At 64.0% G+C, this 13,242-nt stretch carries 10 protein-coding genes; 6 read left to right on the top strand and 4 right to left on the bottom strand.

All coding sequences use genetic code 11. The annotated features are described in order from the left end of the window. Positions 1 to 893, bottom strand: an 893-nt coding sequence (locus QZY44_RS27615; protein WP_295455673.1) for a polysaccharide deacetylase family protein, incomplete at its 3' end; no start/stop codon positions are given. On the opposite strand from QZY44_RS27615, the gene QZY44_RS27620 reads away from it, so the two are divergent. After that, the gene (locus QZY44_RS27620) at positions 892 to 1,983 is read left to right on the top strand and encodes a glycosyltransferase (RefSeq protein ID WP_295455675.1); all 1,092 of its coding nucleotides are present in this window, start codon (positions 892 to 894) and stop codon (positions 1,981 to 1,983) included. The two genes, QZY44_RS27615 and QZY44_RS27620, sit on opposite strands and share 2 nt — an antisense overlap. Here the strand turns inward: QZY44_RS27620 and QZY44_RS27625 are convergent. From QZY44_RS27625 to QZY44_RS27635, 3 genes are all read right to left on the bottom strand, one after another. Continuing rightward, the gene (locus tag QZY44_RS27625) at positions 1,976 to 3,238 is read right to left on the bottom strand and encodes a glycosyltransferase family 4 protein (RefSeq protein ID WP_295455677.1); all 1,263 of its coding nucleotides are present in this window, start codon (positions 3,236 to 3,238) and stop codon (positions 1,976 to 1,978) included. The genes QZY44_RS27620 and QZY44_RS27625 overlap by 8 nt on opposite strands. A 117-nt stretch (positions 3,239 to 3,355) precedes the next feature. Then, positions 3,356 to 4,771, bottom strand: coding sequence for an FtsW/RodA/SpoVE family cell cycle protein (locus QZY44_RS27630; protein WP_295455679.1), 1,416 nt, complete (start codon positions 4,769 to 4,771; stop codon positions 3,356 to 3,358). Then, positions 4,768 to 6,375, bottom strand: a complete 1,608-nt coding sequence (locus tag QZY44_RS27635; RefSeq protein WP_295455681.1) for a penicillin-binding transpeptidase domain-containing protein — start codon at positions 6,373 to 6,375, stop codon at positions 4,768 to 4,770. Before QZY44_RS27635 ends, QZY44_RS27630 begins: the two co-directional genes overlap by 4 nt. A 312-nt stretch (positions 6,376 to 6,687) precedes the next feature. Between QZY44_RS27635 and QZY44_RS27640 the strand changes: the two genes are divergently transcribed. From QZY44_RS27640 to QZY44_RS27660, 5 genes are all read left to right on the top strand, one after another. Then, positions 6,688 to 7,803, top strand: coding sequence for an SPFH domain-containing protein (locus tag QZY44_RS27640; protein WP_295455683.1), 1,116 nt, complete (start codon positions 6,688 to 6,690; stop codon positions 7,801 to 7,803). A gap of 62 nt (positions 7,804 to 7,865) precedes the next feature. Continuing rightward, positions 7,866 to 8,954 carry a hypothetical protein gene (locus tag QZY44_RS27645; RefSeq protein ID WP_295455685.1) on the top strand — a complete coding sequence of 363 codons (1,089 nt, stop codon included), beginning with the start codon at positions 7,866 to 7,868 and terminating at the stop codon, positions 8,952 to 8,954. A 30-nt stretch (positions 8,955 to 8,984) separates the two neighbouring features. Then, on the top strand, positions 8,985 to 9,278 hold the full coding sequence (locus QZY44_RS27650; RefSeq protein WP_295455688.1) for a hypothetical protein: 294 nt from the start codon (positions 8,985 to 8,987) through the stop codon (positions 9,276 to 9,278). A gap of 51 nt (positions 9,279 to 9,329) precedes the next feature. Beyond that, a complete protein-coding gene (locus QZY44_RS27655) occupies positions 9,330 to 9,599 on the top strand; it encodes a hypothetical protein (RefSeq protein ID WP_295455690.1) in 270 nt (89 codons plus the stop codon). A 95-nt stretch (positions 9,600 to 9,694) separates the two neighbouring features. After that, positions 9,695 to 12,565: a PAS domain S-box protein gene (locus tag QZY44_RS27660; protein WP_295455692.1), complete on the top strand. Its 2,871-nt coding sequence runs from the start codon at positions 9,695 to 9,697 to the stop codon at positions 12,563 to 12,565. The last annotated feature ends 677 nt before the right edge of the window (positions 12,566 to 13,242 follow it).

Consider the following 13,242-nt stretch of genomic DNA (forward strand, 5'->3'; position numbering starts at 1 on the left):
GACAAACATCGAACACTGAACATCGAACGCCGAACGCTGAACCGAATGGTGCCGGTTTCATTCGATGTTGGATGTTCGATGTTGGACGTTCGATGTTCATTTCTTTTGACTTTGGCCGGCTCGCCCGGCGAGAAATGCCTGCTGGTTGTGCTCGAAAAACTCCGGACGAAAAGCCGCGCGCCCAGTTCGATCAGCCCACTGGCCGCGAATTGGCGTAACATGGGTACGGTAAGCATCTGATCCAAGCTGCTGTGGTCAAAATCCACCCCGTAGTCCTGCGCGAGCTGGCACAGTGCCTGGGCTCGCGTCACGGGTTTGGCAGCACTTAAGCGGTCACAGACCTGCCGATAGACAGAATCTTTTTCGCCGGGTCCAGCGGTGGAAAAACGTTCCTGCTGCTGTTGCAGGCGCAGCTCCAGTACCGGGTGCTGGGCGATAATCGATTCCAGCCCGTGCCGCCAGTCTGGGACCGTGCCCTCGACGAAACCCGTGGTGACATAAATGGTTGCGGGAATGCCCCAATCACGTAGCAGGGGCAATGCCAGCTCATAGTTGTCGCGGTATCCGTCGTCGAAGGTCAGACAGGCGAAACGAGGTTGATGACGGCTGGCCGGTCGGGTCAGTGCGTCACTCAGCGACATCCATTCGTAACCCTCATCGCGCAGGGTGACTATAATGCCCCGTAGCTGCTGGAGCGTGATCCACAGGCCAGGATTGCCCCGCCAGGCGCCAGGCTCCGCGGCAATCCGGTGCAGCATCACAATCAGTCCGCGTCCGCCCAGCCAATGACGCGCGATGCGATCCAGACTAAGTGCTGTTAGCCAGCGCTGCCATTGACGACTCACCATGTCTCCCGCCCTTGGTAGGGCACTGCTGTTCTTGAGGATAGTCATGCCAACGATTGCATTTTATCTCCCCGACCTCACGGGTGGCGGCGCGGAACGAACGCTGCTGCGTCTGGCGGTTGGATTCAGGGTCAGCGGTTGGACGCCGCGTCTGGTCGTCGACCGAGCGCGCGGCGAATTGCTTGACAGCGCGCGCGCTGACGCGATCCCGGTGGATTCCCTCGACGCCTCGCGAACCTTGCGGGCCTTACCCAAACTCGTTGGCTGGCTGCACGAACACCGACCTGCCGTGCTGCTGTCGGGTATCACACATAATAACCTCATCGCCGTTTGGGCGCGCGCCCTCGCACGGGTTCCGACCCGTATCATGCTATCGGAACGCACTGTGCTGTCGGCCCACGCCAGGATGCACGGCCGCTGGCAATATCGGGTGTTACCCCGCCTGTGCGCACTCACCTATCCTCATGCAGCGGCGGTGGTGGCGGTCTCAAACAGCGTTGCGGACGATCTGGCGGCTTACGCGCATCTGGATCGCCGCACGATCACCGTGATCCCCGATCCGGTGGTCACCCCTGACCTGGCCCAACGCGCCGCCGTACCGTGCCAACATCCGTGGCTAAACGATGCGCGCATTCCGGTGATCGTTGCAGCCGGCCGGCTGGAGCCGGTCAAGGACTTCCCCACGCTGCTGGAAGCCTTCGCGCTGGTGCGTCGGCAACGCCCGGTCCGCCTGCTGATCCTGGGGGAGGGATCAAAGCGCAGGGAACTCCTCGACCTGCGCGACCGGTTAGGGGTCGGCGCCGATGTCGAACTGCCGGGCTTCCAGGCCGATCCGTTGCCGTTCTTCGCCCGGGCCGCAGTGCTGGCCGTGAGTTCACGCCACGAAGGCTTTGGCTTGACCGTGGTGGAGGCGCTGGCATGTGGCGTGTCCGTCGTCAGCACTAACTGCGGCGGTCCGGCGGAAATTCTGGCGAACGGCCGTTTTGGCTGGCTGACTCCGGTTGGCGACGCGGCCGCCCTAGGCGCCGCACTGGCAGACGCCCTTGATCATCCCACTGCGTCCGCGCGGCTGCGAAGTCGTTCCCAGGATTATACGGTGGCAGCCATGACCCAGCATTACCTGAATCTTTTTACGTGAGGATCGCCGAACCCGCGTTCGACTCAGGGCCACCAAGCAACTCCCGGTACACCCGCAGATAGGCCGCGACCTGGTGACACCACGCCAGTTCGGACTCAATCCGTTGGCGCCCCAGATGCCCCATGCGCTGGCGCCGTTGCGGATCATCCAGCAGGGCGTCGATCGCCTCCGCCAGGGCGTGGGGATCGTTGTCGTCGCCGGCATACATCGACGCGTCGCCAGCCAACAGCCGATTTTCGGTCAGGTCGAACTGGACCACCGGCAGGCCGAAACTCATATATTCCATGACTTTGTTCATGGAGAGCTTATCGTTGAAGGCGTTCTTGGGGTCGCAACACACACCGATATCTGCGCTCGCCAGCCGCTCAAACAAGGGCGGGCCGCTGAGATATCCCGTAAATCGCAGATAGGGCGCGATGTTCAAGGTGCTCGCCAGTGCCTCGATGGCCGATTTCTGCGGGCCATCGCCGACGACGATAAACAGGGTATCGGTGCGCCGGAGCTGATAGACGAGGTGGGCGACGGCGCGCATCAGCAGGTCGAGTCCATCCTGTTGCCCGATGATGCCAATATAGAGCGCCACATGGGCAAAGCCTTCGCGTAACGCCGGGTTCGCAGCCGGGTGCCGCAGCCGCTGCAAATCCGGACCGCTGCGCACCAGCGTGATTTCCGCGAGTGACTTGCCGTTACGCGCGGCGGTCATGCGCCGCAGTCCATCACTCGTGGTAATCACCCGATCCGCCATGCGGAAGGTTAGCCACTCCGCCAGGCGGGTGGCCCGATAAAGTAACTTGAGCCGGGGAAACTTCACCTGAAATAGCTCCGGAAAGGTATCATGATGGTCAAAGACAAAGCGCACGCCAAAGAGCTTGAATGGCGCCGCCACGAGAAACAGCAAGTCCGGCGGATTGCAGGCTTGAATGGCGTCGATACGGCGACGCCGCGACGCCTTGAGCGCCAGCCGCAATTCACCCACCAATGCGCTGGCATATTCCAGAAAAAATCCCGCAATGCCGGACGCTTCCAGCGGGAGAAAATGGCGGTAGATGTGGACCCCTTCCAGGAGTTCGTAGCGTTGCGTGAAGCCCCGAGTGCGCGGACAAATCACGGACACCTCGTAGCCTGCCTGGACCAGGGACGTGGCTTCCTGCCAGACCCGGCGATCAAACGGAACCGGCAGATTTTCCACGAGGATCAGAATATGCTTGGTCCGACTGGCGTGATCTTGGTCGGTGCGGTTGGCCTTGAGCATCATGGCGACCGGTCTCCCCGGGAAGCGAAGTTGATCAAACGTTGGCGCGGGCGTGAGCGTAGACCGCAAACCGGCGCCGCCGGGCGCTGGTAAACGCGTGTGCCGCCCGGCGGTTTACCCTCATGAGCCCGCTGTCGGCCGCGCGGTTGTGCGCCGGACCTTCCTGGGTTGCCCTAGCGACGGCACGGCGCCGACGGCGCGACTGCGGGTCGCCCGGGGCGGCTTCTCGCCCCGGCCCGGCTCGCCGTCCGAGATCGCGAGCAACAGGGCGATGGCGGCGAAGGCGGTGAGCAGGCTGGCGCCACCGTGGCTGATGAAGGGCAGGGTGGTGCCGGTCAAGGGGATCGACTTGGTCACGCCGCCGATATTGAGTACCGTCTGGGCGGCCAGTACGGCGGTCAGCCCGGAGGCCAGGAGTCGCCCGAACGGCGAACGCCCCTGGCCCGCGAGCGCAATCCCGCGCTGGAACAGCACCAGAAAGAAGAGTACCACTACGACGCAGCCCAGGAATCCCAGTTCCTCACCGATCACAGAATAGATGAAATCCGCGGCGGCGATCGGGGTGTATTCGGGGCTGCCGATGCCGAAGCCCTCACCCCAAAGACCACCGGCGTACATCCCTGACAGCCCCTGGAGGATTTGCCACCCCTCGCCGGTCGGGTCCTGGAAGGGGTCCAGCCAGGCGTCGATGCGGCGCTGCCCGTGGGCGAAGAAGACGAGCATCAGCGACCCTAACCCCGCCGCGGCCAACAGTCCGTAAACCAGATAGCCGATCCGCCCGGTGGCGCTGACCAGCATGACGAGCAGGGCCACGCCCAGAATCAGCACCATCCCCAGGTCGCGTTGCAACGCCAGGAGCCCGGTGAGCGCCGCCCAAAAGGCGAGCAGTGGCCACAGTGCCCGCCAAGGGGGTAGGCCAGCCCGCCACTGCGCCAGGGCCTGGCCGTGCCGCCCCAGGTAAGCGGCCAGGCCCAGCACCACCGTGACCTTGAGGGCCTCGGTCGGCGTGGTGAATCCCAGGGCGTAGACGGCGCCACGGAAGCGCTGCCCGGTGACGAGCAGCACAACCACCAGCAGCAGCGACAGTCCAGCCCACAGCCATAGGCCCCGCGCCAGTATCCGGTAGCGTCCGTCTGCCAAGATCAAGGCACCGGCCGTCATGATGACCAGCCCGGCGGGCACCAGCCATAGCCCCAGCGTCAGGGTCCCGGCATCGCCACGGAAGGCCCCCATCCGGACCTGTACGAGCAGGCCGAAGCCGGAGAGAACGGCGACCGTCGCCGTCAGGACCTGATCGCCGCGAAAACCGGCCAGCACGAGGGTCAGGTGGACAGCGGCCAGGGAGAGCGCATAGAGGAGGAGTGGGAGTAGGTCGGTGGCGGCCAGCCGCCGGCCGTCGGCGGCGTCCGCCCCCAGGATCAACACGAAGCCCAGGGCCATAAAGCCGATGCAGGAGAGCAGCAGCTCGCGCTCGCCGTGGCGCCCCTGCCAGCTGGCGGCCAGACCTGACCGCGCCCCGTCACGCGGGGCGCTCATGGCCCGACCCCCAATTCGAGGGCCTTGACCAGCAGGTCGCGGGCGATGGGTGCTGCCACGCTGGCGCCAAACCCGCCGTGCTCCACCAGCACCGCGACCGCGAGCGTTGGGTCGGCTGCCGGGGCAAAACCGATGAACCAGCTATGGGCGGTCCCGCCTGGGTTCTCGGCGGTGCCGGTCTTGCCGGCGATTGCCAGGTCCGCACCATTGATCCCGCGGCCGGTCCCCTCGGTGACCACCTTGCGCATCATCCCGGCCAGCCTGGCGGCAGTCTGCGGCGACATATACTGGCCCAAGGGCGCGGGGGGCTCTTGGGCCAGCAGGCGCGGGCGCATGGCAAGCCCCCGGTTGGCCACGGCCGCGGCGATGGTCGCCAGATGCGCGGGGGAGGCCAGCACCCGACCCTGGCCGATGGACGCCTGGGCCAGCCCATAGAGGTCGGACTGCGCGAGCCGAGGCAGGCGGCCAGTGCTCAGGCTCCCGTAACGATCCGTCCCCGGATAGAGCCGGACTTGCCGGTCGAACAGGAAGCGTTCCCCGGTCCGGGCAAAGGCGTCATGACCGTAGCGCACCCCGAGTTGGGCGAAGAAGACGTTGGATGACTCGGCGAAGGCCGTCGGCAGGTCCAAAGCGCCGAATCCGGACCAGGCGCGGCCCGCCTTGCGCGCGCTGTAAAAGTCGTGGTCGCGGATCGGCGGGTAATGTTGCGAGGTGGTATAGCCCTCTGCCGGACAGTTCAGGGTGCCGGTGAAGCCGGCCTCGAGCGCCTCGGCGGCCATCACCACCTTGAACACCGAGCCCGGCGGATAGAGCCCCTGGGTGGCGCGGTTCAACAGCGGCGTACCAGGCGCCCGCGTGCGGAACAGGTCGGGCTCCAACTGGTTAGGATCGAAGGCCGGGTTGGTCGCCAGCACCAGCAGGGCGCCGTCACGGGTGCGCATGAGCACCGCCGCCCCGGCGCGATCCCCCAGCCGCTCCAAGGCCAGGAGTTGCAGTTCGCTGTCCAGGGTCAGCGTCAGGTCCTGGCCGCGCGGGCGCTGGTCCTTGGTCAGCAGTTGGCGACCCAGTTCGCTCCACGAGGCCAGGGTCTGGGGCGTCGCCCCGTTGAGTTGGGCGTTGGCCGCCGCCTCGGCCCCAATGGCCCCAAACTGGGGGTCACTGTAACCGACCGTGTGGGCGAAGGCCGGGCCGAATGGATAGACGCGATAGACCTGGCCTTCGACCTCCCGGCTCAGTGCCAGGACCCGACCGCGCCGGTCAAGGATGCGCCCGCGCGCAATGCGGTGGGCCGGGTTGAACTCGCGGCGGTCGTGCGACTGCATAAAGGTAACAAACTGTGGTCGGAAGAGCCCGGTCAGTTGCCAACTCGCCTCGTAGATGAGCACCGCCAGAAAAACCGCGAGCAAGACGAGCATCGGCGCCGAGACCAGGCCGACAACGCCGCCCGGCGGGCGCGCGTCGACCGGTTGGAGTTGCGCCCAGGCGCGCCACAGGATCACACACGCGGCGAGGAAGAACGCTAGGTGCAGAATCAGGCGCAGCGCTGGCCAGGCGGCGGAACCGACCAGAGAGGCGAAGAGTTGCAGCGGATCGAAGGTGGTCACCCTAGGGGTTAGTCCTGGACGTCGACGGGCTGGTCATTATCCTGTAAACGGCGCTCGGGTGGGGCCGGTGAATGGGGGAGGGTGGCGACACCGGCCCCGAGATGGTGCCGGATCCCGCCCGCGGCAAGGAAGAAGCCTGCGGCAGGTCGTCTGGCGGTGCCCGCGCGGGACGTTCGCCGCGGAGCGCCCCCGCCAGCGCGCGCCGCTGCCGACGTACTGAACCGCCAACCCCCGTGCCCGCTGCCGGCCGCGCCGCCATACTTCGCCCTTTAGGCATCGTCCACGACCTGATTGGGGGGTAAGAGCATGGGCTTGTGGGGCAAACTGACCTCGGAGTTCATCGACATCGTCGAGTGGACCGAAGACCGGCCGGATGTCTTGGTGCATCGTTTTGAACGCTATCAGAACGAGATCAAGATGGGCGCCAAGCTCACCGTGCGCGAAGGGCAACTGGCCGTCATGGTGAATGAAGGGCAGTTGGGCAAGGACCAGGTGGCCGACGTATTCGCTCCTGGCATGTATACGCTGACGACCGAGAACATGCCAGTCCTGAGCACACTCAAGGGCTGGAAGTTCGGCTTTAGCTCGCCCTTCAAGGCGGAGGTGTATTTCTTCAACACCCGCATCTTCACCGATCTCAAGTGGGGTACTCCCGGCCCCGCCACCATGCGTGACCCGGAGTTCGGCGTGGTGCGGGTCAGCGCCTTTGGCATCTATGCCATCCGCATCAAGAACCCCACGGTGATGTTGGTCGAGCTGGTCGGTACCAAGGCCGAGTTCACGGTCGGCGATATCGAAGAGAATCTGCGCGGCAAGGTCGGTTCGCGTATCAAGGAGGTCATGCCGGAGGCTGGCGTACCGGTCATCGATCTGGAAGGCAAGGTCAGCCTCTTGGGCGAGCGCCTGAAGGAAAAGATCGCCCCCGATTTCGAGAAGTTCGGCCTGGCGCTGACCGAGGTGCAGGTACAGGATGTCGGACTGCCCGAGGAAGTGGAAAAGGCCATCGACCAGCAGGGGGCCATGCGCGCGATCGGTAATATGAACCAGTTCGCCCAGTATCAGGCCGCCCAGGCCATGCGCGACGCGGCGCAAAACCCGGGTACGGCCGGCGCCGTCATGGGCATGGGGGTCGCGAGCGGACTCAATCAGGCCATGGGCGGCCTGTTCCAGACGGCGCCCCCGGCGCCGGCGGCCGGTCCGGCCACGCCGCCGCCCATACCGGCTGCGGTCAGCTTTTTTGTCGCCAGCAATGACCAGCAGACCGGGCCATTCACGCTTCCCGTATTGCAGGCACAGATTCAGTCCGGGCAACTTCAGCGGGAATCGCTGGTCTGGAAGCCGGGCATGGCCGCCTGGGTGCCGGCCGGCGAACAGGCCGAGTTGGCGGCCTGGTTTGCCCAAGTCCCGCCGCCACTGCCGCCGCACTAGCCGCTGAATAGGGTGCGGCGCGTGCCGGCCCACCCAGTGCTGTCTGAACAGAGGCGATGACGATGTCTACCCACTTCTATCCCTGCACCTCCTGTGGTGCCAAGCTGGAATTCGCCCCCGGGCAGCAGGCACTGCGCTGCCCCTACTGCGGGGGCGAGAACGCGCTGGAGCAGCCCGCGGCGCAGGACACCGCACAGGCGCTGGAAGAGCTCGACTATACCGCCTTCCTGGCCCAGGCACTCGGCAATGAACCGGCCATCGAACGCCAGACGGTGAAGTGTCCGGGCTGCGGTGCAGCCTCCCAACTGCCGGCCCATATCACGGCGGACCGTTGTCCGTTCTGTGCCATCCCCCTGATTGCCGGCAATGCCTATGTCGGTCGCACCATTGCGCCACGCGCCGTGGCACCCTTCGACATCCCCGAGGCGCGGGCCCGCACCCAGTTCCGTGACTGGATCAAGGGTCTGTGGTTTGCCCCCAATGCGCTCAAGAAGGCGTATCGCGCGGCGACCGGGCTCAAGGGCATCTACCTGCCTTATTGGACCTATGACAGCGAGACGCTAACACCCTACCAGGGCGAGCGCGGTGATCACTATTATGTCACCGAGCGCTATGTCGAGAATGGTGAGACCAAGACGCGGGAGGTGCAGCACACCCGTTGGCGCCCGGCCGCCGGCCAGGTGGCGGTGAATTTCGATGATGTGACGGTGCCGGCCAGCCAGTCACTGCCGCGCGATTATCTGAATAATCTGGAACCCTGGAAGCTCGGTGGCCTGCAACCCTATCGCGAGGACTATCTGGCCGGCTTCACCGTCGAGGCCTACCAGATCGGGCTGGAGGACGGGTTTGCCGCCGCCCGGGCGCGGATGGAACCGGAGATTCGTGCCGCCATCTGTCACGATATCGGCGGCGATGAGCAGCGGATCCACCAGATGGCGCCGCGCTACCACCAGATCCGCTTTAAGCACATCCTGTTGCCGGTGTGGCTGTCCACCTATCAGTATGCCGAGAAGACCTGGCGCTTTCTGGTCAATGGCCAGACCGGCGAAGTGCAGGGTGAACGGCCCTGGTCGGTGTGGAAGATCAGTTTTGCCGTACTGGCGGCATTGGTGTTGGCGGGGGTACTTATCTACCTCAACCAAACGCGATAGGATCAACTATTCAACTTCGAGGAGCTCACCGTGGAATACACCGATCGCCAAGGTATCCGCTTTCCACCCGCCGATGGCGCCGTGGCATGGATCGACCCGAGCGTGTACGAAGACAGGGCCCAGTTTAAGCCCGCCTTCGCCGCTTTGGTCGTCAACGAGGCGCTGGCAGGCTGCGGGCTGATCACCCTGAAGCATGATTGGCTCCAGGAAGGCATGATCTGCATGGTGCAGGTCGAGCGCCTGGCGCCGCTCCCGGCCGAGATCCGCTGGATCAAAGACCTGGGCGAGGGTGTCGCAAAGATTGGCGTGGTGTTTCTCGAATAGGTCGAGTACCAGGTCCATCCTAAAGTTGCATCGTCATTACGGAGAGATCAAATGACTGAAGCGCAAATCGCGGCGGTCGCACAGGTTCTTGCTCGGTGGAATCCGCTGGGCGAAGCGGCAAAAAGCATTGCAGACCTTGACGGCTACCGGGTCGAGGCCACCGACATCATCTTCGGGCTGAAGATGCGAGGAAACGCGGCCAAACCTGAGCGGTTCGTAATGGATGTCTTGAATCAAGCATTTGACCTCAATCTGACACCACAGAGTTGTACCGCCGCGGCCCGGGAAATCGTGGCAATCCTGCGTGAGAAAGTGGGCTGATTGTCCAGGTAACTGGCCTGCGGGGCGGCGTCGCGCAGGCCTTGCGCATCGTTATCCTACCCGCAGCACAGACCAGCAAAGTCGGAGATTTGCAGTTGCCTCACTATGACAATCTAAGTCGGGACGCATTGATTCAAGAGCTGCGTAAATACCACGTACTCGACAGCGTCATGCAGACGACCGACGCGATGCTGGTCCTGCTCGATCCGGCGTTCAACTTCGTGTGGGTGAGTGCCGCCTACGCGCAAGCCTGCCGGATGGCGCCCGAGGAACTGCTGGGAAAGAACCATTTCGCCTTGCAGCCCCACGCCGAAAACGAGGCGATCTTCCGCCAGGTTCGCGACTCGGGCGAGGCGGTCTTCTACAAAGACAGGCCGTTCGCATTCGCGGGCCAGCCGGAACAGGGTATGACCTATTGGGATTGGCGTCTGAAGCCGGTCAAAGACGAACACAACGTAGTGACGGGACTCGCGTTCTCGCTAACCGAGACGACGCGGTTTAGGCAGGCGGAGGATGCGCTGCGGCAGAGCGAAGAGCGCTTTCGGCTATTCATGGACCACAGCCCCGCGATTGCCTGGATGAAGGATGCGCAGGGGCGGTATGTATACATCAACAAGACCTGCGAACAGCGGTTTGGGGTGCGTCTGGCGAACTGGCAGGGAAAGACCGATGCCGATATGTGGCCGGCCGAGGTTGCCGCCACCTTACGCCGGAACGATCTGGACGTGCTCGCCGGCTGCCATCCGCTGGAAATGATCGAGGAGACCCCGCAGCACGATGGCAGTCGCGCGGTCTGGCTCAACGCCAAGTTCCCGTTCAAGGACGCGGCGGGAAACATCTTCGTCGCCGGCATCGGACTGGACATCACCGCACGCCGGCAGCAGGAAGCGGCCTTGCTTGAGGCCCAGGAGCGCCTCTCCCTGGCGCAGCGCGCCGCCGCGGCGGGGATCTGGGACTGGGATATCCGGACCGGCCACCTGAACTGGTCGAAGGAGTTCTTCCAGCTCTTCGGACTTGATCCGGCCGCGTTCGCGGCGAGCTTCGAGGTCTGGCGCAACGCGCTTCACCCGGCAGATCGGGTGGGGGCTGGAGCGCGCATTCACGAGGCCATCCGCGAGCACATCCCGCTGAACAGCGAATACCGGATTGTTCTGCCCTCTGGCGAGGTGCGTTGGGTCGATACAGTTGGTGACACCGCCTACGACGCAGCGGGGCAAGCCGTGCGCATGACTGGGATCTGTATCGACGCGACCCAGCGCAAGGCCGCCGAGCATGCGCTGCGTGAAAGCGAGCGTCGATTACGCTCCTACTTCAATCTGCCATTGGTCGGTCTCGCCATCACGTCGCTCGCCAAGGGCTGGGTCGAAGTCAATGCACACCTGTGCCGGATGCTTGGTTATTCACGGGAGGAGCTTGTGCAGCTGACGTGGGCGGAATTGACCCACCCAGACGACTTGGCGGCCGACGTCGTTCAGTTCGACTGCGTGCTGCGGGGGGACCTCGACCGCTATGCGCTGGATAAGCGATTCATCCGTAAGGATCGGTCGGAGATCTTTGTTGCCCTTTCGGTGCACTGCGTTCGCACGGCGGAAGGCGCGGCGGACCATTTCATCGCCTTGCTACAGGATATTTCCGACCGCAAGCGGGCGGAGGCCGAGCTTGAGCGCCACCATCGCCACCTGGAGCAACTGGTCGTCGAGCGGACTCACGACTTATTGCTTGCCAAGGATGCTGCCGAAGCGGCCAACTGTGCCAAGAGCGCCTTCCTAGCCAACATGAGCCATGAGATCCGCACCCCACTCAACGCGATTACCGGCATGGCGTATCTGATGAAACGGGATGGCCTTGCTCCGAAACAAACCGAACGGCTCGACCGGATTCAGGCGGCCGGTCAACACTTGCTGGAAATCATCAACGCCATTCTCGATCTCTCGAAGATCGAGGCGGGGAAGTTGTGTCTTGAGCAAGCGGAAGTCAATCTCAGCGCCATCGCAGAAAATGTTGTAGACATGCTCAGTAGTCAGGCGCAAGCGAAGAATCTCCGACTGCTGGTCGAGGTCCCGCCCGTGCCCTGGACGGTATTGGGCGATCCCACGCGGCTCCAACAGGCGCTGTTGAATTACGCCAACAATGCGGTCAAGTTTACGGAAACCGGTACGGTGAAGCTGCGTGCCACCGCCGAAGCGGAGGGGGCAGACAGCGTCCTGGTGCGCTTTGAAGTCCAGGATACGGGCATCGGCATTGCACCGGAGACCTTGCCTAGGCTGTTCGCGATCTTCGAGCAGGCCGACAACTCCTTCACCCGAAAGTACGGCGGCACCGGCCTGGGCCTCGCCATTACCCGCCGCCTGGCCCGATCGATGGGCGGGGATGCCGGGGCCCAGAGCACCCTCGGTGGGGGCAGCATCTTTTGGTTTACGGCACGGCTCAAGATCGGCAGGCCGAACCCGACAACTGCAACTTCCTCGGCTGCCGATTCCATCGAGGCGACTCTGTTGTGCCATTATGGTGGTTGCCGCATCCTGTTGGTTGAAGATGAACCGACTAACATGGAGGTTTCCAGAGAACTGCTGAAGTCCGTTGGCTTGTTGGTGGATGTGGCCGCGGATGGTGCCGAAGCGGTGGTGCTGGCCGATCGACATGCCTACGACGTGATTCTGATGGACATGCAGATGCCCAACATGGACGGGCTCGAAGCGACGCGACAGATACGGCAGCAGCCGAACGGCTCCAGGGTTCCCATTCTTGCCATGACAGCAAACGCCTTTCCGGAAGACAAGGCGAAGTGCTTTGCTGTCGGTATGAACGACTACGTTGCCAAACCGATAGCCCCGGATGCGCTGTTCAAAACGCTGTTGACGTGGCTGGCGCGACCGCGCGACCGCGCGACTGCACGCGTGCCTGAGACCGCCGTGGCGTCCGGTTGGCAGTTGGCAGGAGCCGGTCAGCCGTCGGATGACTTATGACGGCAATCGGTCGCAAGCAGCCCGGTCCAATCCATGGACCGGCCGCGCGCCGGGCGGCTCGGCCCGTGCATCTACAGCAAGTGTCAAGGCAAGTTTCAGATGTCCGCTTGCGCGCAAGTGAGAAATGTCCGGTATCCATCCCCTTTGGAGTAACACCTCCGCCGTCGGCCCCAGTCCTGGGGGCGGAGTGCGCACTCGGCCGCGGCCCGAATTCTTTTTCCTACTGCCCGCACGACGGGGGTCGCAGGCGATTGGCCTAGTCCGCCCAATGATGCTCTGGTGGCGGGCTTGAATCGGAACCCATGGTGGCAATCAGCGTAGTCGCTAATCGGTTGCCGAGCAGTAGGCGCGGAAGTCCTCCTTAGTCGCGGCGAACTCCTTCTCTTTCGCCAACTCCCCGGGCCGGAGGCACTTCTGCTCGCGCGCACCAGGATATAGCCTGCCGAGCCGGTGCCGCCCCAAACTACGCGGCAAGCCCGCCCGGCGCCGTCCCAAACGGCGGTTTGGTCCCCGCGGCTCCCCCCAGTCGACCACCGTCGGCGCCTACTTTGCCCTTGCGCAGCCCGTCGTTCGCTGCTACGTTCCCCCTGACTCCAACCGCCGTGACCGCCGTGCGGTTGGAGTTACTATCCCTTTGCTTGAGCGGAACTGAGGTGTTGGCCTGGCCAATCTCGGCA

The sequence above is a fragment of the uncultured Thiodictyon sp. genome (assembly GCA_903837595.1).
In the GTDB taxonomy this organism is placed as follows: Bacteria; Pseudomonadota; Gammaproteobacteria; order Chromatiales; family Chromatiaceae; genus Thiodictyon.